This is a genomic window from Pseudarthrobacter enclensis, from assembly GCF_030811655.1.
GTDB classification, from domain to species: Bacteria; Actinomycetota; Actinomycetes; order Actinomycetales; family Micrococcaceae; genus Arthrobacter; species Arthrobacter enclensis_A.
Genome location: NZ_JAUSRE010000035.1, coordinates 1 through 18,683, shown reverse-complemented (window position 1 = coordinate 18,683; position 18,683 = coordinate 1). Strand labels below are relative to the sequence as shown.

Annotated in this window: 21 protein-coding genes; 15 read left to right on the top strand and 6 right to left on the bottom strand. The window is 66.6% G+C overall.

The annotated features are described in order from the left end of the window. Window positions 1-2: 2 nt before the first annotated feature. The 3 genes from purU to J2X98_RS21305 all read left to right on the top strand — a co-directional run bounded on the left by purU (window position 3) and on the right by J2X98_RS21305 (window position 2,574). Window positions 3-890 carry a formyltetrahydrofolate deformylase gene (gene purU, locus J2X98_RS21315; RefSeq protein ID WP_307312281.1) on the top strand — a complete coding sequence of 296 codons (888 nt, stop codon included), beginning with the start codon at window positions 3-5 and terminating at the stop codon, window positions 888-890. Window positions 891-1,040: 150 nt separating this feature from the next. Next, on the top strand, window positions 1,041-1,841 hold the full coding sequence (locus J2X98_RS21310) for a hypothetical protein (protein WP_307312280.1): 801 nt from the start codon (window positions 1,041-1,043) through the stop codon (window positions 1,839-1,841). Continuing rightward, window positions 1,825-2,574, top strand: a complete 750-nt coding sequence (locus J2X98_RS21305; protein ID WP_307312258.1) for a LamB/YcsF family protein — start codon at window positions 1,825-1,827, stop codon at window positions 2,572-2,574. The genes J2X98_RS21310 and J2X98_RS21305 overlap by 17 nt, the downstream gene beginning before the upstream one ends. A 155-nt stretch (window positions 2,575-2,729) precedes the next feature. Here the strand turns inward: J2X98_RS21305 and J2X98_RS21300 are convergent, their stop codons facing one another. Together J2X98_RS21300 and J2X98_RS21295 are read right to left on the bottom strand one after the other, a co-directional pair. Then, entirely contained in the window at window positions 2,730-4,370 is a 1,641-nt protein-coding gene (locus J2X98_RS21300) for an HNH endonuclease signature motif containing protein (protein WP_307312255.1), read from the bottom strand. A 205-nt stretch (window positions 4,371-4,575) separates the two neighbouring features. Beyond that, window positions 4,576-5,937: a DUF445 domain-containing protein gene (locus J2X98_RS21295; protein WP_373460944.1), complete on the bottom strand. Its 1,362-nt coding sequence runs from the start codon at window positions 5,935-5,937 to the stop codon at window positions 4,576-4,578. 49 nt (window positions 5,938-5,986) lie between these two features. Here J2X98_RS21295 and J2X98_RS21290 point away from each other — a divergent pair, with 49 nt between their 5' ends. The 7 genes from J2X98_RS21290 (at window position 5,987) to J2X98_RS21260 (ending at window position 10,811) form a co-directional block, all read left to right on the top strand. Continuing rightward, window positions 5,987-6,886: a glycerophosphodiester phosphodiesterase gene (locus tag J2X98_RS21290; RefSeq protein ID WP_307312252.1), complete on the top strand. Its 900-nt coding sequence runs from the start codon at window positions 5,987-5,989 to the stop codon at window positions 6,884-6,886. 86 nt (window positions 6,887-6,972) lie between these two features. Continuing rightward, window positions 6,973-8,256: a CoA transferase gene (locus tag J2X98_RS21285; RefSeq protein ID WP_307312248.1), complete on the top strand. Its 1,284-nt coding sequence runs from the start codon at window positions 6,973-6,975 to the stop codon at window positions 8,254-8,256. Window positions 8,257-8,408: 152 nt separating this feature from the next. Continuing rightward, on the top strand, window positions 8,409-8,840 hold the full coding sequence (locus J2X98_RS21280; protein WP_141946604.1) for a DoxX family protein: 432 nt from the start codon (window positions 8,409-8,411) through the stop codon (window positions 8,838-8,840). Next, a complete protein-coding gene (locus J2X98_RS21275; RefSeq protein WP_307312245.1) occupies window positions 8,837-9,628 on the top strand; it encodes an AzlC family ABC transporter permease in 792 nt (263 codons plus the stop codon). Before J2X98_RS21280 ends, J2X98_RS21275 begins: the two co-directional genes overlap by 4 nt. Further along, on the top strand, window positions 9,625-9,936 hold the full coding sequence (locus J2X98_RS21270) for an AzlD domain-containing protein (protein WP_307312241.1): 312 nt from the start codon (window positions 9,625-9,627) through the stop codon (window positions 9,934-9,936). The genes J2X98_RS21275 and J2X98_RS21270 overlap by 4 nt, the downstream gene beginning before the upstream one ends. A gap of 143 nt (window positions 9,937-10,079) precedes the next feature. Further along, complete coding sequence (locus J2X98_RS21265) at window positions 10,080-10,307, top strand: hypothetical protein (protein WP_307312238.1); 228 nt, start codon at window positions 10,080-10,082, stop codon at window positions 10,305-10,307. Between the two features lie 84 nt (window positions 10,308-10,391). Next, a complete protein-coding gene (locus tag J2X98_RS21260) occupies window positions 10,392-10,811 on the top strand; it encodes a hypothetical protein (RefSeq protein WP_307312235.1) in 420 nt (139 codons plus the stop codon). Between the two features lie 126 nt (window positions 10,812-10,937). Here J2X98_RS21260 and J2X98_RS21255 read toward each other — a convergent pair whose 3' ends face one another. Then, the gene (locus J2X98_RS21255; RefSeq protein ID WP_141944148.1) at window positions 10,938-11,162 is read right to left on the bottom strand and encodes a hypothetical protein; all 225 of its coding nucleotides are present in this window, start codon (window positions 11,160-11,162) and stop codon (window positions 10,938-10,940) included. 172 nt (window positions 11,163-11,334) lie between these two features. Continuing rightward, window positions 11,335-11,994, bottom strand: coding sequence for a TetR/AcrR family transcriptional regulator (locus J2X98_RS21250; protein ID WP_307312230.1), 660 nt, complete (start codon window positions 11,992-11,994; stop codon window positions 11,335-11,337). A 122-nt stretch (window positions 11,995-12,116) separates the two neighbouring features. Here J2X98_RS21250 and J2X98_RS21245 point away from each other — a divergent pair, with 122 nt between their 5' ends. The 5 genes from J2X98_RS21245 to J2X98_RS21225 all read left to right on the top strand — a co-directional run bounded on the left by J2X98_RS21245 (window position 12,117) and on the right by J2X98_RS21225 (window position 16,509). Continuing rightward, window positions 12,117-12,440, top strand: a complete 324-nt coding sequence (locus J2X98_RS21245; RefSeq protein ID WP_141944144.1) for a thiamine-binding protein — start codon at window positions 12,117-12,119, stop codon at window positions 12,438-12,440. 74 nt (window positions 12,441-12,514) lie between these two features. Continuing rightward, window positions 12,515-13,204 (top strand): O-methyltransferase, encoded by a 690-nt coding sequence (locus J2X98_RS21240; RefSeq protein WP_307312227.1) that lies wholly within the window; start codon window positions 12,515-12,517, stop codon window positions 13,202-13,204. Between the two features lie 79 nt (window positions 13,205-13,283). Further along, window positions 13,284-14,339 carry a hypothetical protein gene (locus tag J2X98_RS21235; RefSeq protein WP_307312274.1) on the top strand — a complete coding sequence of 352 codons (1,056 nt, stop codon included), beginning with the start codon at window positions 13,284-13,286 and terminating at the stop codon, window positions 14,337-14,339. Continuing rightward, window positions 14,333-15,712 (top strand): bifunctional PIG-L family deacetylase/class I SAM-dependent methyltransferase, encoded by a 1,380-nt coding sequence (locus tag J2X98_RS21230; RefSeq protein WP_307312224.1) that lies wholly within the window; start codon window positions 14,333-14,335, stop codon window positions 15,710-15,712. Before J2X98_RS21235 ends, J2X98_RS21230 begins: the two co-directional genes overlap by 7 nt. A 5-nt stretch (window positions 15,713-15,717) precedes the next feature. Beyond that, window positions 15,718-16,509, top strand: a complete 792-nt coding sequence (locus J2X98_RS21225) for a glycosyltransferase family 2 protein (protein ID WP_307312221.1) — start codon at window positions 15,718-15,720, stop codon at window positions 16,507-16,509. A 159-nt stretch (window positions 16,510-16,668) separates the two neighbouring features. On the opposite strand, the gene J2X98_RS21220 is transcribed toward J2X98_RS21225, so the two are convergent. Both J2X98_RS21220 and J2X98_RS21215 read right to left on the bottom strand, forming a co-directional pair. Next, complete coding sequence (locus J2X98_RS21220) at window positions 16,669-16,926, bottom strand: hypothetical protein (RefSeq protein WP_141944138.1); 258 nt, start codon at window positions 16,924-16,926, stop codon at window positions 16,669-16,671. 347 nt (window positions 16,927-17,273) lie between these two features. Further along, entirely contained in the window at window positions 17,274-18,482 is a 1,209-nt protein-coding gene (locus tag J2X98_RS21215; RefSeq protein WP_307312218.1) for a YihY/virulence factor BrkB family protein, read from the bottom strand. Between the last annotated feature and the right edge of the window lie 201 nt (window positions 18,483-18,683).

Below are 18,683 nucleotides of genomic sequence, written 5' to 3'. Positions count from 1 at the left end.
CTCTGGCTGCCGGTTATCCCGTCAGTGGCGCCCCCGCCCTTGCCACGGAGTTCATTCTCACGTTCTCGTGCCGGGACTCGCTCGGCATCGTCCAGTCAGTGGCCGGGTTCCTCCTGTCCCAGGAGTGCTACATCGTGGATATCAAACAGTTCGGCGACAAGGCGTCCGGCGAGTTCTTCATGCGAGTGCACTTCACCTCACGGGAAGAGTCCGACGCCGGGTTGCTGCGTGAGCGGTTTGGTCCGGTTGCGGGGGAGTGGGGGATGCAGTGGCGGCTTGAGCCGCGCAGCCGCCGTCAGCGGATCCTGGTCATGGTGTCCAAGTACGACCACTGCCTGAACGACCTGCTGGTCCGGGTCCGGGACGGCGACCTGCCGGTGGAAATTGCCGCGGTGGTCTCCAACCATCCGGATGCCGCCGGCCTTGCGGAGTGGCACGGCGTCCCGTTCCACCGGATTCCGGTCAGCCCTGACACCAAGCCGGAGGCTGAGGCGCGGCTGCTTGAACTGGTGGATGCCTATGGCGTGGAACTGGTGGTGCTGGCCCGGTACATGCAGGTGCTCAGCGATGACCTGACCCGGAAGCTGGACGGCCGCGCCATCAACATCCACCACTCCTTCCTGCCCAGCTTCAAAGGTGCCAAGCCCTACCACCAGGCGTACGAGCGGGGCGTCAAGACGGTGGGTGCCACCGCGCACTACGTCAACTCCGAGCTCGACGAGGGGCCGATAATTTCCCAGCAGGTCATAGAGGTGGACCACACCTACCTGCCGGAGGATCTGGTGCGCGTGGGCAAGGACGCTGAGTGCCGCGCGCTCACCAATGCCGTGCGCTGGCACGCCGAGGGCCGCGTGATCCTTTCCGGAAACCGGACCGTGGTCCTGCGCTGACCACCCATCCTTGGGCTGTGGCGGCGTGCCACAGCCTAGGGATGCGGCGCCGCCCGGACCTGAAAGTTAAGCATGCTTAGTGTTTATCCACATAGGATGGAAAGAGCACGGCAGCCTACCCGCTGCAGGTCGATTTGAATGAAGGTGACCATGGCCCGGCGCAGCAACCCCGCACTCCGCATCGCACAGGAAACCGCCCACAGCGCAATGTTCGACTCCGACGGTAAGCCCAAGCCCGGCGTCCACAACATGCTCCTGAAGGCGGTGCAGATCCAGCGGCCCCTGGTGATTGCCTATATCCGGCGGCTCCAGAAGAAGCATCCACGCGCCACCGCCGCCCAGTTGGCCGACATTGCAGAGCGCGACTACCTGCGGGCTGTTGCCGGTGGAGGTGCCGTGGTGGGCGCAACCGCCGTCGTTCCCGGCGTGGGAACTGTCGCGTCGCTGGGGCTTTCCGCGGCCGCCACCGTGGGTTTCCTGGAAGCAACGGCGCTGTACGCCACGTCGCTGGCAGAACTCCATGGCATCCGCCTCACCAACCCGGAGAAGGCCGGCACCATGGTCATGGCGATCATGCTCGGCGAGGAGGGCACGGCACTGCTCGGCACGCTCAGCGGCCAGGCGTCCGAGAGCGCCACCAACACCTGGAGCAATGTGCTGTCCAAGTCCATGGTTGGTCCGGGCTTCGGCAGTGTGCGGAAGAGGATCCAGCAAGCCTTCCTCAAGAATCTGCTCAAGCGACAGGGAACAGCCCTGTTTGGCAGGGCCCTCCCGTTCGGCATAGGTGCCGTAGTGGGCGGAGCCGGTAACCTCGTCATGGGCCGTGCGGTGGCCAGGAACGCCAGGGAGGCGTTCGGGCCAATGCCGGACACCATCCCCGGGGAGCTGACAGCAGCTGCGGGGCCCGACAACCTGACGCTGGAAGGCAACATACTTGGATCTCAACGCTGACTTAGGCCAATCCTTCGGTTCCTGGACCGCGGGAGGTGACCCCGCAATGCTCCAGCTGGTCACCAGTGCCAACGTGGCCTGTGGCTTCCACGCCGGAGACCCCGTCACCATGCTGGACAGTTGCCGGGCAGTGTACGAACTGGACGTCACGGTCGGGGCGCACATCGGCTACCGCGATCTCGCCGGCTACGGCCGGCGACCACTGGGGATGAGCTTTGATGAGCTGTTCGGTGACGTGCTTTACCAGTTGGGTGCGCTCGACGGAGTTGCGCACGCCGTGGGTGCCTCGGTGGACTACGTGAAGCCGCACGCTGCCCTCTACGACGCGCTGGTTCACGACGGCGAGCAGGCCTCCGCCGTGGTTGCGGCCGTGAATGCCTACGATCCGGGCCTTCCCATCCTGGGCTTCCCGGGCTCTGAGCTCATCAACCAGGCCAAAGAAGCGGGACACCCCGTGTTCATCGAGGCTTTCGCCGACCGCGCCTACCTCGCCGACGGCAGCCTGGTAACGCTGACGGACGAGAATGCGGTCTTGGACGACATCGACCTGGTGGTTGAGCGCGCCGTCCGCCTGGCGACGCAAGGCGAAGTGGTCGCCGTGGACGGAACCGTTGTTGCTGTACGGCCGGACTCCCTGCGACTGCAGGGCGGCAGCCCCGGCGCACTGGAGATGGCTGCCCGGGTTCGAGAAGGTCTTGAGGCCGCCGGCGTGGAGCTGGCCGCCTTCGCCTAGGGACGCATTTCAGGCCGCAACTGACCACCCGGCAGGAAGATCGCCTGCCACGACGATCACCCGTCAGGCCGATCACCCGGCAGGAAGATTGCCTGCCACGACGATCACGGAACCAGGGCGAACACGGCTGCCCTATGAATCTCCGCCGCGTGGAATCACCGCGGCATGGCGAACGATGTTGCGAGAAACTCCTCCCAGAGTGGATCGTCGGGTGGGATGTCGTCGAGGTCGAGGTATCTGTCATTGTCTGGTTCCCAGGGCGGGAGGTCTTCGGGGCCCGCCTCGAGGCAGCGGATATTGAAGCAAAGCACGTCATTGCAGGTGGCATCCGGACGTTCGGCATCGAGGCCCTGGGCCTGCCGAGACTGCAGTTCAGCGGGCGCCAGCCATTGCGGCCAGTGTGGTGGTTCGGGGTCTGGGTGTTCGGGTTTGTAGTGCCGTCCGGTAGGTGAGGTCCAGCCCGGCGGGTCTTTCGTGGTAGCTGGATCTGGTGCCCATTGGCTGTGGTGTTTGAGCCGGTGGTGTTTGGGGCAGAGCTGTCCCAGGTTGCTGACGTTCGTGGTGCCGCCGTGGTCCCAGGCGTGCAGGTGGTCGGTGTCGTTGTCGGGGGTGTGGTTGGTGCAGCCGGGGAAGGTGCATTTGGCGTCGCGCATCCTGATCCATTGTTTGATGGTTTCGGTGAGCCGGTAGTTTGTCCTGCCGATTTCCAGTGGTGCTCCGTCGCGGGGGTCGACCAGGACCCGGTAGAACGAATGCGCCCCGTCAGCGACGAGTTTGCGGGCCATGGACGCTGGGATCGGGCCGAAGCCGTCGAGCGTGGCGGGTTCGTCGGTGCTGCCGAGGAGGGAGAACACCGGCACGGTGACCAGGACGTCGGCCTTGGGGGTGGGGACTCTCCCGATGTCGGTGTGGGTTTCTGCAGCCTCGCGTGGATTTTCACCGGTAGAGGTGGCAGTTCCGGCACCGAGCAGCAGGGATGCTGCGATGTCGGGCCGGAGTTGGGTGAGGGTGCGGGCCTCGTCCGGGCTTTGGAGGCCGCGGGCGGTGGCGGTGGTGCGGTTCCAGATGGCGCACGCGGTGTCCCCGGGGAGGTAGAGCGAGAGCCAGGCCATGCCGTCCCGGTCGGGGCTGTATTCCATCCGCCGGTCCGTCACACCTTTGGCGTGGCGTTTCTCAATGGAGTCGGGGTGGTGCCGTTCCCGCCACCCACGGACTTTCGCCCGGAACCGGGACGGGACAAGCTCACCGGGGGCTGCGCCGCGTGCGGGTTTGGGGGCGTCGGGGTCGAAGAAATGCGCCACCAACGCAGCAGCCCCAACCGCGTCGAGGCCCTCGGTTTCGTCCGCAACGATCTTCGCGTGCTGCCAGGACATGTCACCGGCGGACAGCGCCTCGAGCACCGGTGGCAGGGAACAGGCCCGCCGGGCTTGGTCCACCAAGGCCCCCGCGGCCGCGGAGCTGATGGTCAGGACCCCGGCGATCTCCTCCACGGTGGACATCTCGGCGTAGGTGCGGTCCTGCAGGGAGGCATCCGGCCCGGTCATGGCCTGCTGCAACCCCAGGCACTCCACGGCGTCCCGCGTCTTCACCGCCGCCAGCTGCGCCTCCAGCCGGGCGACAACCTCCAACCTTCCCAGACACAACTCATACCGGCGCTGCAGGACGTCGATATCCCCAGCCGAAGCCGTCAGCGCAGGATGTTCGAGGTTCCGGTCCTCAAGAACCAGCGCATCAAGGGCAGCAACAGAGGCACGAACACCCTCCAGCACCGCCCCCAAACCACCGCTGATTCCCATACCCACATCATCCAACGACCCAGTGACATTCAAGCTGGGGGTCACTTGCCGCCAAGCCCCTACAGCACCGCGCCGTGCCCCAAAAAGCCGGCCGCCGCCGTCGTACGCCTTTCCGCTGCGCAGGTTCCTTTCCACACCCCAAATACCCGGTGCGAAAGGTAACCTGCCGGTCGTCAGAAACTCTCGACGTCAAAAACCGTGAAACCTACCCGAAAAGCAGCTGCGCCACCGTGAAAATCGCCAGCCCGGCGAGGGAACCCACCACGGTGCCGTTGATGCGGATGAACTGGAGGTCCTTGCCTACCTGAAGCTCGATCTTCTGCGACGTTTCCTCGGCATCCCAGCGCGCCACCGTGTCCGTGATGACTCCGGCGATGTCCGAGCGGTAGGTCCGCACCAGGTAGCCCGCGGCGTCGCCGATCCAGGCATTGACCTTGCCGGCCAGTTCAGGGTCCTGTACCAGCCGGGACCCGAAATCGCGGACCGCGGCCTTGAACTTGATGGTGAGTTCGCTGTCCGGATCGTCCACGGCGCCCAGCAGTGTGTTCTTAACCGTGCCCCACGTCCGGGACGCCAGTTCGCGGACCTCAGGATCGCCCAGCACCTGCGACTTGATGTCCTCCGCCCGTGCAATCATCGCCGGATCATGCTGCAGGTCCTGGGCGAGGTCGTTGAGGTACTTGTCGATCGACTGGCGAACCTGGTGGCGGGGGTCGGCCTGGACGGCCCGCACGAACTTCAGGATTTCGAGGTAAACCTTGTCACCCACCAGCCCGTCCACGAACTGGGGAACCCAGGTGGGGGAGCGGTCTGAGACCAGGCGCGTCACGGTCTCGTGGTTGTCGTCCACCCAGTCCGCGGCGCGGTCCACCAGCAGGTCCACCAGGGTGTGGTGGTGCCCGTCGTGGAAGATCCGCTCGGCGAGCCGGCCCACGGGTGGCCCCCACGGCGGGGTGAGCAGGTGCTTGCGGACCATGCCCTCAATGACGGCCTGGACGTCGTCGTCGTTCAAGACCTTGAAGGCGCCCCGGATCACCGCGGCACCTTCCTTGGCCACCCTGTCAGCGCCGCCGGGCGCGGAAAGCCACTCACCGGCCCGCCGGGCAATGTTAACGCTGGCCAGCTTGTCCTGGACTACCTGTTCGGAGAGGAAGTTGGTTTCCACAAACTCGCCCAGGGACGCACCGATCTGGTCCTTCCGGCGGGGAATGATCGCCGTGTGGGGAATCCTGATACCCATCGGGTACTTGAACAGCGCCGTCACGGCGAACCAGTCGGCCAGCGCACCCACCATGCCACCCTCGGCGGCAGCACGTACATACTGCAGCCACGGATAGTCCCTCTGCAGCGCGAACGCGAAGACAAAAATCACGGCCAAGGCAATCAGGAGGCTCAGCGCCAGCAGCTTCATCTTCCGCAGCGCTGCCGCTTTTTCGGCATCCCCGGCGCCAGGCTGTCGGCTGACGACGGCGCCTGCCGCCCCGGTGCCTGGCCGCACCTGCTGCACTGCTTCGGCGGGTGGTTCCTGCGTGGTTGGCCCAGTAGTTGCCTCAGAGTTCACCTGCATGTGCCAAGCCTAGCCCCGAAGGCCGGGGCAGGTCGGCTACCGTGTGAGCATGACAACTGACGAGTCACTGCAGCAGCGCCCGTTGGTCTTTGCCCACCGCGGCTCCAGCGGCGCCTTCGCCGAACACACGCGTGCCGCCTACCTGCAGGCCCTTGCCGACGGGGCTGACGGGGTGGAATGCGATGTCCACCTGACCCGGGACCAGCACGTGGTCCTGCTCCACGACGCCAACCTGGACCGCACCTCGGACGGGACCGGGCCGGTGGCGGAACGGACGCTGGAGGAACTGCGGCAGCTGGATTTCTCGTCCTGGAAAGGCGTCCGCATTCCCGAAACCTACGGAGCGCGGTCAGAACAACTCCTCACCCTCCCCGAGCTGCTGGAGATCCTCCGCGGAGCGGGCCGTCCCGTGAAACTGGCCATCGAGCTCAAGCATCCCAGCCCGTACCAGCTCAAACTGGAGGACCGGGTGCTTGAGCTGCTCCGCAGCGAAGGCTGGGATCCGCAAAGCTCCACTGTGGACAACATCGCCGTGACGTTCATGAGCTTCAGCCCGGATTCCGTCCGCCACCTGCTCAGTTCCGTGCCGCCGCAGTACATCTGCCAGCTGGTGGACGATCTCACCATCCACGAGATCCGCGGCGGCCTGGGCGTGGGCCCGATCACCGGTGGTGCCATCGCCAACCTGATGAAGGCCACGCAGCTGGAGGGCGAACGGATCCTGGACGACCGCGAGGTGGGCATGGCGGGCCCCGGAATCGATTACGTCCGCGAGCGTCCGGAGACGGTCCGCCGTTGGATGGACTCCGGCCGCCGCTTCAGGGTGTGGACAGTGGATTCGCCGGAGGACGTGGCGCTCTGCCTGGATATGGGCATCCAGGAAATCACCACCAACGTGCCGGCCCGCGTCCTGGACCAGCTCCGGGTCTCCTCACCGCAGGGAAAGTAGCGGCGGACGTGAGCGCCGGGGGCACCCCTCTCCCAGATCGGTGGTGGGCGGGAAAGCTCGACGTCGAAAGCCTTGCACTGCAATCCGTGGGAGCCACGGCTGAAGCGTTGAATATGTACTGTCGGACGCCCGGCCGGTTCAGTACCACCCCCGCCCTGACGGCGGCTGCCTTCGACTCTTTCGGACACCTCCGGATCGCCGGGCGTAAACCGCAGGGCTTTGCGCCCCTGTCCGGTTTCCGGCGCACCCAAGACGGCTGGATCCGGCTCCACGCCAACTACCCGCACCACGAGCAGCGGCTGCTGCAGGCGCTCGGTGCGACTTCCGCGGAAGGGGCAGCCCAGCGGCTCGGCTCCATGGCAGCGCTGGAGGCTGAGGCCGCCATCCAGGCCCACGGCGGGATCGCTGCAGCCGTCAGGACCCGTGCCGAATGGCTGGCTTCCGACGTGGGACGCGCGGCGGGTTCGGGCCCTTGGATTGCCGTGGAGCACGCCGACGGGACAGCCTCCGGCCTCGAACTGCAGGAACTGGCGGCAACGGCCACTGCCCCTCGTCAGGACGGCAGGCCGGATGGCCTGCCCCTCAAGGGCATGCGGGTGCTGGACCTGACCCGGGTCATCGCAGGGCCGGTGGCCACCCGGCTGCTGGCTGCACTCGGAGCCGACGTCCTGCGGATCGACCCGCCTGCTTTCCCCGAAATCCAGGCCCAGTTCGTGGACACCGCCTTCGGCAAGCGCAGCGTGGAAGCGGATCTCATGGAGCCGGAAAACCAGCAGCGGCTCAGGCAACTACTGGCCGGCGCCGACCTGATGGTCACCGGCTACCGGAGCGGGGCCCTGGACCGGTTTGGGCTCAGCCCCCGCGAACTGCTGGGAACGCACCCCCGGCTGGTGGTGGTCACCCTCAACGGCTGGGGAAGCGCGGGACCGTGGAGCGGCCTGCGCGGCTTTGACAGCATCGTCCAGGCGGCCAGCGGGATCGCGCACCTTTACGGCACGGAGAACGACGACGGCGGGTGGCGCCCGGGTGCCCTTCCCGTCCAGGCCCTGGACCACGCCACAGGGTACGGAGTGGCTGCCGCGGCCGTCCGGCTCCTCGAACGTCGGCGGGAGACAGGGGCGGGCGCCGCAGCCCGTCTGTCGCTTGCCCGGACCGCCGAGGAGCTCTTTTCCCTGTCCAACAGCGTGCCCAATGACCTGCCAGGGAATGCAGGCAGCCCAGCCCAGCTGCCGGCGCCGGACTATAGGCTCGTGGCCAGCAGTTACGGAGAGCTCCGCTATGTTGGGCCGCCGCTGCTCGATTCGGGGCGGCCGCTGGACTACCTGTCACCACCACCCCCGTACGGGAGCTCCGCGCCAGCTTGGGGCTGAAGAGCCGTGCAGCCAACGCCGATGCGGGTTTCCGGGCCCAGTGTTGGCTGTGATTGAGTGGTTCCATGTCTTCTCCCTGGTCCGGCCCGGGCTGGCCCACTCCGGGCCGGTCCCTGAACAGCTTCCCGGTTCAAACCCTGTCCGCCGCCGCCATGGCAGCCCTCCTGGTGGCCAGCGCCGGCAAGCATTTCAGGGACCCCGCGTTTTACCGTGACGTTGTCCCTGGGTACCTCTGCCGCCGGGATCCGGAGCCCGGAACGGACCAGGGCGGGCCGGCACATCCGCTGGCCGTCCTGTCCCGCGATGAGTGGATCGCCGTGAGCGGACTGCTGGAGCTGGCTGCCGCCGTCGGAATCCTGCTCCCGCCTACGCGGAAGCTGACAGCCACTGCCCTCACGGCGATGTTCGCCGCCTTCCTGGCCGGCCACGTCGATGCCCTGGTCCGGGCATACAGCCCGGCGGGCACACCCCTGCGGCGGAAGATCCACACCGCGCGGCTTCCCCTCCAGGCGCCCCTGATCCTGTGGGCCTGGAGCCTGCGGAAAAGCGCACTCCCCAAACGCGCACCCGGAAGCCGGCCGTGAAACTGCTGGCTTCGCCGGCGGTCAGGGTTGGCATCTCCATCAGTATCGCCACCGGCCTGTACGGGGTGTCCTTCGGGGCGCTCGCGGTGACGTCAGGGCTCAACTTCTGGCAGACCATGGCCCTGAGCCTGCTCCTTTTCAGCGGCGGTTCGCAGTTTGCGTTCATCGGCGTGGTGGCAGGTGGCGGCTCGGGCATCGCGGCCATGAGCGCGGCGACCCTCCTGGGAATGCGCAACGGCATCTACGGGATGCAGCTGAACGCACTGCTGCGGCCCACCGGTTGGCGCAAGTACGTCGGTGCGCAGCTGACCATCGACGAATCGACGGCCACCAGCACAGGCCAGGCAGACCCTGCCGAGCAGCGGCGGGGTTTTTGGGCAGCCGGGGTTGGCGTCTACGTGCTCTGGAACCTGTTCACGGCTGTGGGGGCGCTTGCGGGAAGCGGCCTGGGCGACCCCAAACAGTGGGGGCTCGACGGAGCCGCCGTCGCTGCCTTCCTCGCCTTGCTCTGGCCCCGCCTCAAGGGACGGGAACCCATGGCCATTGCCGTGGCCTGTGCCGTGGCCACCGTCATTGCGGTTCCGTTCGTGCCACCGGGCGTACCTATCCTGGTGGCCGCCGTGGTGGCTGCATTAGTGGGCTGGTTCAGCCACGGTCGCCGTGACGAAGGCCTGGAACCCGACGTCGAGCCGTACGGCGGACACCACGCCGGCCGCCACCAGGACACCGGCAGCATGCCCCCGTGCGCCGAGCGCGCGGAAGGCGCGGATCCGGGGGCCGGGGCATGAGCTTGTGGATCTGGCTGCTGACAGCGTGCGTTCTTGCCTACGCCTGGAAGCTGGTGGGCTATTTCGTTCCTGCCAGGTTCCTCGAGGAGCCGCGCACATCACGCGTTGCCGGGACCATGACCATCGGCCTGCTTGCATCCTTGGCCGTGGTGAATGCTGTGGTGTCCGGCCAGGCGCTGGCCGCCGATGCCAGACTGGGGGCGCTGGCCGCTGCCGCCATTGCCCTGGTGGTGAGGGCGCCCTTCCTGGTGGTGGTCATCGCCGGAGCCGGCACTGCGGCCCTGCTGAGGATGATGGGCTGGGGCTGAGGCAACAGATGCGTACGAATTGGTGATCCAGGTCACTTTGCTGGCGTGGTGCCGGTTGTACTATGAGAGCGGCTTATGCAGTTGGCCATGGCATTGGCAATGGAACGGCAACAATGGAAAATCAGCTGCATCAGGCGGGAGGCTTGGCGGGCAGACCCCGCCAAAAGAACGCCCGACGGCGTGCCGGCCTCCCGGCCAAGCGCTTCTTTAAGCGCTTTCCCAGCCTTTCGGACGTACCGGACGAGGACCTGGAATTCCTTTCATCAAGGCTCCGCGAGGCACTCGACCTCGATCCGACGTCGTCCGTTCCAGCCCTCCAGGCCCTGGTACGCCAGGAACTCCGCAAGAGGGAAGAGACGGGCAGCGCCTGACGGGGCCACCATTCCACGTACCAAATATGGTGCACTGGAGGAGAGGCAGCCCACACCCAGGCGGCCACCAGAGGAGGAATCGAGATGGACGACCAGTCACGGCCTGTTGAGCCGCAGGACGGCCAGGGAACCGAGGACGCCGAAAGGAACGCTTCAGAGGAACGGGCCGCCGGAGTGCCCGCGGCCGAGCAGACCGGGAAACTGCGGCCCGCTTATCTGGATCCCCGCGGCTCCGAATCAACCCGGGAACTGCGGGACACCGCCCGCCGGCGCCGTGATGCCGAGGAAAAACTCCAGCAGCACCTCATGGAGGCGAAACGCCATGTGCCCAATGAGTTCCACGAGCATCACGAACACGGGCACGCCGAAGGCGAGCACGCCGGGCACGAGCACGCCGGACGCCGGGACGCCGGGCCGGGTCCGGAGGCTGGCCGCGGGCCCCAACACGGCGACGCCGAAGAAGGCAGGACTGCCGGGAAGGGCCCAGGCGGGGAAGAGCCGTGAGGGCGAAGGATGCTGAGGGGGCACCGTCCTGACCGCGGTGAATCCTGACGGCCGGGCAGCAGTGACCGGCCGTCAGGCGTTCTGGTGGTGCGCCACCTGGACGCGCCCCACCTGGACTCAAGGCAGCTAGGCGACGCCGTGTGCGGTGCCACCGGGGGAGACGGCCCTCCGGCAGGTTTCTTCCACGCCCATTTCGTACCAGACCTGCGCGCCAAACTCGGGCTCGGGGGTGTCGAGGTTCTGGTAGAGGGCGTCAAGGAGTTCGACGAGCTCCCCGTTTGTCAGCGTGGGCAGGACTTCCTCCGGCCCTCGAGGATCGCTGAGATAGTGGAGAAGCTTTGAATGGGTCATCGCACTGCGTCCGTCGAACGGCGGAAGGGCACCAATGGCTTCATGGGTCGCTCCAGCTGGAAGTACCGAGGCTGGCTGCCTAACCCCAACCTTGAGTGTATTGCACCTGCCCGCTGCTAACAACGATCCAGTGCCTGGCAGCGCCGCTTGGTTACCCCTTCGTGGAGCAGGCCTACTCTGCCTCTGCGTCGGGCTCCACGGGAACAACGGTTGGGGCTCCCGCGGCGGCCGGGACGGGCACCAGGGCAGGCAGGGGCCGCGACGGACGGGACGTGCGGATGGCGTCCTCAACCAAGGCAAGCGGGCGGCGCCACGCGTCGGAGCCCGGCTCCATGGTGTCCACTACGCCGATCAGCATGGCCAGCAGCCGGAACATGTCCGTCATCGAGATATCCGTGCGCAGGCTCCCCTGGCCCTGGCCCCGGGCCAGCAGGACACTGATGGACTCCATGAGCGAGCCGGTAATTCCGGTGAGGAGTTCACGCCGTCCTGCCACAGCACACAGCAGGTTGGCGTCGTCGCTTGCGGCCGCCATCAGGGCTTCCAGGACGCGCAGCAAGCCGGCAGCGGCGTCAATGTCGGCAAGGGCTCCGTCCATCACCGGGTCCACGGTGAGCCGGAGCTGCCGGTTGAGCGCTGCGAGTACCAGTTCCTCCTTGTCCGCGAAGTTCCGGAAAAGAGTTGCCGGTCCAACACCGGCAGTGGTGGCGATGGTCTGGAGCGGTACTTCCGGGCCGAACTCCCGGAAGCACTGGCGCGCCGCCGTGATGATCTTGTCCACATTCCGCGCTGCGTCTGCACGTAGGGGCTTTCGGGCGACTGCGAGGCTCATGCCCAAAAGGGTAGCAACGGAGCCTCCGGCCACCATGGTTACTGCGGGGTAAGCGCTTATGTGACGGCGGCCGGCCGTTGTCCGGCCTGTGGCGGTGCGGAACAGCGTGGGAGACTGGGGGCATGTTGCTTGCATTTTCTGTTGCTCCCTCTGGCGTTCCCGCTGAAGGCTCACGGCCCAACGATGCATCAGTGCACGACGCCGTTGCCGCCGCGGTGAAGATCGTCAGGGAGTCGGGGCTGCCCAACCAGACGGATTCCATGTTCACCACCATCGAGGGTGAATGGGACGAGGTGTTCGACGTCGTCAAGCGCGCCACGGAGGCTGTGGGGCGTTATGGCAGCCGCGTTTCGCTGGTCATCAAGGCCGACATCAGGCCCGGATACACAGGTGAGCTGACGGCCAAGGTGGACCGCCTGGAAAGCGCCCTGGCGCAGGAGCCTTAAGCCTGCCTGCCTAAGCCTGCCTGAAGGGGCAAAAGTATCTGGACCACTGCAGGGCTGCGTGCCAAACTGTGGCCATGTTCGAGCACAAGCCCCGCCCGGAGTGGATTGCCGTTGAGGAGTTCCTGTCCCGCACCGTGGTGCACCCGGACGCGGCGGTCCAGCAGGCCATCCGCACTGCTGCTGAAGCAGGAATGCCGGCCATTGAAGTCGCGCCAAACGCGGGAAAGCTCCTGAAACTCCTTGTCCAGATGTCCGGCGCGCACCGGATTCTGGAGATCGGAACGCTTGCCGGCTACAGCACCATCTGGATGGGCCGTGGCCTTCCGCGCAGCGGCACACTGGTCACCTGCGAGTACCTTCCCCAGCACGCGGAGGTGGCGTGGGCCAACATTGACGCCGCCGGCCTGGGCGAGCGCGTGGAGATCCGCCTGGGCCCTGCCCTGGAGACGCTGGCGGCCCTGGAGGAAGAAGAGCGGGAACCCTTCGACTTCATCTTCATTGACGCCGACAAACAGAACAACAGCCGCTACCTTGACTGGGCCGTCAGGCTCGGCAGGCCGGGTGCAGTCGTGGTCCTGGACAACACCATCTGGGAGGGGGCAGTCCTGGACCCCGGCATGGACCCCGTTAATGCGCAGGGGATCATCGAGGCGCTCAAGCTTCTCGGTGACCACCCGCGGCTCGATGCCACCGTGATCCAGACAGTGGGATCGAAAGGCTGGGACGGTTTCGCGCTTGCCCGCATCCTTCCGGCGCAACAGTAAGTAAGCTGTGTAAATGCCCGGCGCCCCGCCGGACATCTCAAAGGGGGATTTCTTGCCTGCGGAACGTGTTCCTGTGCTTATGGGCTCCACCCGTACAGACCTGTCCCCATGGGGCCCGCTCCTGGACTCGTTCGCCGCCGCAGCCGGCAACGTCCGTGCCCTGCTGGCCCTGGCTGTCGAGGCCGGGAAGGCGTGGCCCCGTCCAGGTGAGGGCCGGACAGTGGTTCTGTGGGAGCTGTTGGCTTCCGTGGCTGCCGCAGATGTGGCCGCGGCCCGGGTCCTGGAACCGCATCTGGACGCCGTCGCCATTCTCGCGCAGGCGGACCAGGCTTCCGGTAACCGTGTACCGGACGCGCCGCGCGCCGGGACTTGGGGTGTCTTTGCCGCAGAGGCGCCGGGGGTAAGGCTTGAGGCGCGCCAGACCGGGGACGGGATCGTCCTGGACGGGTCCAAGCCCTGGTGTTCCCTCGCGGGAAGTTTGGACAGTGCGGTCATCACGGCCCACACGGACGACGGCGGCAGGGCGGCTTTCGAAGTCGATCTCCGCCACCCCGGCGTGGCATGTGAGGAACCGGAATGGATCGCGCGCGGGCTCAGGGAGATACCCAGTGGAAGGGTGGACTTCCACGAGGTTCCTGCCACTCCCGTTGGCACACTGGGCTGGTATCACAGCCGTCCGGGCTTCGCCTGGGGCGGAATGGGAGTCGCGGCCTGCTGGCTGGGAGGTGCCGTGGGCGTGGCCCGGGACTTCCGCAATGGCCTGCTGGCGGGGGCCGATTCGGGACGGGAGCCGGACCAGGTTGCCTTCGCCGCCCTCGGAGACGTGGACCGGACCCTCACGGCGGCACTGCAGTACCTGGCCCGTACCGCAGCTCGAATAGACGATCGCAGCCTCGGCGGCGGGACGGGCCCCAGTACCTGGAGTGAAGCCCAGCGTGTCCGTGGCACTGTTGCCGCCGCCGTCGAACGTGTCCTCCAACTGGTGGCCTCCAACCGTGGCCCCGGCCCGCTTGCCTTTGACGAACCGTATGCCAAGAGGATGGCTGACCTGGCCCTGTACGTCCGGCAGCATCACGGCGCACGGGACGATGCCCAACTCGGCCGGCTGGCCTTCAAGGGGGACAGCGCATGGTGACCTTCTCGCACACTGACCCCGGGACCGGCGAAGCCGCCTGGACCCGCAGCGGCCTGGCGGTGGCCCCGGAACTGCCGCTCGCAGCCGCCGAACTGGCTGCCATGCGGTTCGTGGTCCTCGCAGCGCATCCGGACGACGAAACCCTGGGCGCGGGCGGCCTTATGGCGTCGCTGGTGGCGCTGGGAGCCAAGGTGCAAGTCCTGCTGTGCACGGCGGGGGAGGGGTCGCACCCGGACTCGCCCACGGCTGCCCCGGAGCAGCTGGCCGGGATCCGGCTCACGGAGTTCGGCACGGCCCTGGCCGCGCTGGGCCTGAAGGACTGCTGGACGTTCATCGGCTTGCCGGACCGCGGGCTTGCCAGCCATTCAGAAGCCATTACCCGTGCTGTCCGGGACGCTGTCCAGCGGCTGCCCGGTGACCCGGAGAGCCTGGCCCTCGTGGCCCCGTACCGGGCCGACGGGCACGGGGACCACGAGGCCCTCGGCGCGGCAGCCGCGGAGGTTGCACGCCAGGACGGCCACGCACTGCTGGAGTACCCCATCTGGTTTTGGCATTGGGCCACGCCCCAGGACCAGGACTGGCGGCCGTGGGTCCGTTTCCACCTGGATAAGCCGGCCCGCGCCGCCAAGAAGCTGGCGATGTCAGAACACGCAACCCAGGTGCGGCCCTTGTCCCCGCTCCCCGGGGACGAAGCACTGCTCAGCCCAGACTTCCTGGCGCACTTCTCGCGGAGCTATGAGGTTTTTGCCTGGACGCCTGCGCCGGAGGCGTTCAAGCGCCCGTATTCCAGCGCTGATGCCGAATCGGTCTTTGACGGTGTCCACAACGGAGCCGCGGATCCGTGGAACTACTCGGGCAGTTGGTACGAGCAGCGGAAACGCGCACTGACACTTGCCGCCCTCCCGGAAAAATCCTATGAACGGGCCCTCGAGGTGGGCTGTTCCATCGGGACGTTGACGGCGGAACTGGCCCCGCGGTGCCGCAGCCTTTTAGCGGTGGACGCCAGCGGAACCGCAGTCCACCGGGCACGCCAGTTGCTGGATGGCTGGCCCGGAGTGCAGGTAGAGCAGCGCGTCCTGCCGGGATCATGGCCCAGTGGCACCTTTGACCTGGTGGTGGTTTCCGAAGTGGGGTACTACCTCCCCAAGGAGGAGCTGTCGCAGCTGTGGGACCGGGTGGAAGCATCCCTGGCACCCGGCGGGACCCTGCTGTTGTGCCATTGGCGGCATCCCATCACCGGCTGGGAGCTCATCGGCGATACCGTCCACGCGTTGGGCCGGCAACGGCTGGGCTGGCGGACGGCCGGGATCTACCAGGAACGCGACTTTGTACTGGAAGTCCTCGCAGCCCCGGGCCGCGGGTCGGCGGGGTGACAGAAGTGGCATTGAAGGGTGACGAAGGAACGTCAGCGTCGGCCGGTTCTGCTGGTGGTGGGGTTGCCATTGGGCAGCTGGCTGTAGTCATTCCCGCGCACAACGAGGAGCAGCACCTGGAACGCGCACTCACGGCGGTCCGTGCCGCGGTGGAAAGGGCCTCGTTTCACCTTCCCGGGGTGGATGTGCAGGTGGTGGTTGTCCTGGACAGCTGCACTGACCGGTCCCCGTCCATAGCCGGAGGGTTTGCTGCCGGGAACCCGGCGTGGGCGGTGCTGCCGGTCGGATTCCGAAGTGTGGGCAGGAGCCGCAGGGCCGGGGTTGACGCCGCCCTGGCCAAGGCAGGCAGAGCCCTGCGGGCGGCAGGAGCGGCTGATCCCATGGGGGCTGTATGGGTGGCCAACAGCGACGCCGATTCCTGCGTCCCCGAGGACTGGCTGGTCCGGCAACTGGACCTGGCGGCAAAGGGCGCCGATCTTGTCCTTGGCACCGTGCAACCGGACGGCCAGGGCATGCACCACCAGCTTCTGGCCCGGTGGCATGCCCGGCACGCCTGGATTGAGGACCACCCCCATGTGTATGGTGCCAATCTTGGCGTCCGTGCTTCCTCATACCTTGCTGCGGGGGGCTTCCCGGCCGTCGAATTCGATGAGGACCGCGCCCTGGTGGACCGGCTCCGCAGCAGTGGTGCCGCCATTGTTGCTACCGACACCACCCGGGTCCTGACGTCCGGAAGGACAGCAGGACGGGCGCCCCGCGGCTTCGCCGCTTACCTGCTGGCGCTGGCAGAAGCGTAGCGGCGCGGTCCGTGCGGCACAGTCCGGTCGGCGCCGCGTGCAGGTATGGGAAAGGGCTGCTGCCTCTTGGCAACAGCCCTTTCCCTCAGTCGTAGTCCCCGGCGCAGGTTCCCGGATCGCGGAGCCGGCCTGCTTCAGGGAAGGCCCCATGGGGAATTGTCACACCAGGTCCGGAGCACTCGCAACGATGTAGTCCGCCGCGGCTGGACCGGTCATGGAGAGATTATTGCTGTCCGGGTTGATTCCGGCGTCCTGCATGGCCTCCCAAAGGGCGGCCGGCGGCTGGAGTTCAGCCTTGTGCAGAAGGCACCAGCTCGTATACAGGCCGTAAAGCTCATCGCGTCCGAGCCCCAGTCCGGGCTCCCTGTCAGCGATAACTGCTTCGGCTAGAAACTGTTCAAAATGGGTAGCAGGCATGTCCGCTCATAAGGGTTGACCGTGATGCCGCCGTCTGCTTCAGCGGACCTGCCGGTCTCCATAAGGATCCCGGCGAGGTATTCAAGAAAGTATTGCAGTTCGCTGCGCTTTGTCCAGTTGCGGTCCGCCGGAGGGAAAAGTTTGAAGGGGGCCGACGGCGACTGGGGGGACTGGCCTCGGTCTCAGAAGAGGCCATCTCACCGCCGACCCCGCGTAGCCCCGGGCATGCATTGCCCGGGAAACCTCAACAGGACCTTCAAGATGAATTTTCCTCCATCTTGAAGGTCCTGCCTAGTCCTTCTGATACTCCCTCTCCAGGCCCCTCTACACGGAACCTGGAGGCGCCGCTATGCGCTCCCGCCGCCCGGGCCGCCATCGGACTCTGCGGTGCCGGCACGGTGCTGTACCTTTTCACGGATCCGCTCGCGGTGGCTCTCGCCCGGGCGGTGGCCGTCCTGGCCCCTTTCCGAACCGTTCCGGCCCTTCTGGTCGTTTTCGGCGGCGTACTTCTCCCGGAGTTCACGGCCGTGCTTGATGTCGTCCTCAATCTGCTGCTGCAGCTTTTCGCTCTTCTTGGTATCGCGCGGCGGCAGCTGGATGGTTTCCTCCGCCTTGATACCGGCCTGGAGTTCGCGTCCCCGCTCCACCTCGGCGTCGAACTCGGCGCCGAACAGCAGCGACATGTTCAGGATCCAGAGCCACAGCAGCATGATGATCACGCTGCCCAGGGCACCGTAGGTCTTGTTGTAGTTTCCGAAGTTGCCAACGTAGAAGCCGAAAGCCAGCGAGGCGACCAGGAAGACCACCAGGGCGATGCCCGACCCCATGCTCATCCACCGGAATTTGGGCTGCTTCACGTTGGGCGTCGCGTAGTAGAGGACCGCAATGATGGCAATGATCAGGATGACCATGACCGGCCATTTGGCGATGTTCCAGACGGCGAGGAACGCGCCGCTAAGACCGATCAGGCCGCCCACTGCCTCGGAGACCGGACCGCTGAGGACCAGCATGCCGGCCAGCAGTGCCACGATGACCACCGCAAGGAGTGTGACGGCCAGCATGGTGCTGCGCAGCTTCACGAACGGGCGGCCTTCATCCACTTCATAGATGCGGTTCATCGCACGGCCAAAACCGCCGACGTAGCCCGATGCGGACCAGAGGGCGGTGACCAGGCCGATGACCAGGGTGAACCCGGCCGCGGGTGCGCTGGTCAATTCCGAAATGGGGCCGCTGATCGTGTTGACGGTCTCTGCCGGAGCAAAGCCACGAACGATCTCCAGCAGGGCATTGGTCGTCTTCTGAGGGTCACCAAAAAGGCCCAACACGGAAACCAGAGCCAGCAGCGCGGGAAACAGGGAAAGGACCGCGTAATACGTCAGGCCTGCAGCCAGGTCCGGGCACTGGTCCTTGCTGAACTCGCGAAGGGTCTTTTTGGTGATGTACTTCCAGGACGGCTTGTAGAGGTCCCTGGGGCTGCCGGGCTTCCTTGCGTCGTCGGGTGCCGGAGCCTGGGCCGCCTTGGCGCTACTGGTCTCGGAATCATCGTGAGTGGCCATGGGGCGTCCTCTCAATCAGGGGGCGAAGCAGACAGGCCGGCCCCGCGGAGGGCGGTGCCGGCCTGTCGAACAGAACGTGTGCCTTGCATTTCGGCGGTGACGGGCCCTAGGTGTTTTGGATGTTGTCTTTGGCGTCTGTGGCGTGGTCTTTGACGTCGGTGGCGGCTTGTTGGCCTTCGGTTTTGACGTTTTGGGCGGCGT

Bases quoted from the DNA above. Each gene is read 5' to 3' on its own strand.
- J2X98_RS21245 (WP_141944144.1), top strand. From the start codon at position 12,117: ATGTTGCTTGCATTTTCTGTTGCTCCCTCTGGCGTTCCCGCTGAAGGC.
- J2X98_RS21235 (WP_307312274.1), top strand. From the start codon at position 13,284: ATGGGCTCCACCCGTACAGACCTGTCCCCATGGGGCCCGCTCCTGGAC.
- J2X98_RS21220 (WP_141944138.1), bottom strand. From the start codon at position 16,926: ATGCCTGCTACCCATTTTGAACAGTTTCTAGCCGAAGCAGTTATCGCT.
- J2X98_RS21230 (WP_307312224.1), top strand. From the start codon at position 14,333: ATGGTGACCTTCTCGCACACTGACCCCGGGACCGGCGAAGCCGCCTGG.
- J2X98_RS21310 (WP_307312280.1), top strand. From the start codon at position 1,041: ATGGCCCGGCGCAGCAACCCCGCACTCCGCATCGCACAGGAAACCGCC.
- J2X98_RS21215 (WP_307312218.1), bottom strand. From the start codon at position 18,482: ATGGCCACTCACGATGATTCCGAGACCAGTAGCGCCAAGGCGGCCCAG.
- J2X98_RS21295 (WP_373460944.1), bottom strand. From the start codon at position 5,937: ATGCAGGTGAACTCTGAGGCAACTACTGGGCCAACCACGCAGGAACCA.
- J2X98_RS21260 (WP_307312235.1), top strand. From the start codon at position 10,392: ATGGACGACCAGTCACGGCCTGTTGAGCCGCAGGACGGCCAGGGAACC.
- J2X98_RS21250 (WP_307312230.1), bottom strand. From the start codon at position 11,994: ATGAGCCTCGCAGTCGCCCGAAAGCCCCTACGTGCAGACGCAGCGCGG.
- J2X98_RS21240 (WP_307312227.1), top strand. From the start codon at position 12,515: ATGTTCGAGCACAAGCCCCGCCCGGAGTGGATTGCCGTTGAGGAGTTC.
- J2X98_RS21300 (WP_307312255.1), bottom strand. From the start codon at position 4,370: ATGGGAATCAGCGGTGGTTTGGGGGCGGTGCTGGAGGGTGTTCGTGCC.
- J2X98_RS21280 (WP_141946604.1), top strand. From the start codon at position 8,409: ATGGCAGCCCTCCTGGTGGCCAGCGCCGGCAAGCATTTCAGGGACCCC.
- J2X98_RS21290 (WP_307312252.1), top strand. From the start codon at position 5,987: ATGACAACTGACGAGTCACTGCAGCAGCGCCCGTTGGTCTTTGCCCAC.
- J2X98_RS21255 (WP_141944148.1), bottom strand. From the start codon at position 11,162: ATGACCCATTCAAAGCTTCTCCACTATCTCAGCGATCCTCGAGGGCCG.
- J2X98_RS21270 (WP_307312241.1), top strand. From the start codon at position 9,625: ATGAGCTTGTGGATCTGGCTGCTGACAGCGTGCGTTCTTGCCTACGCC.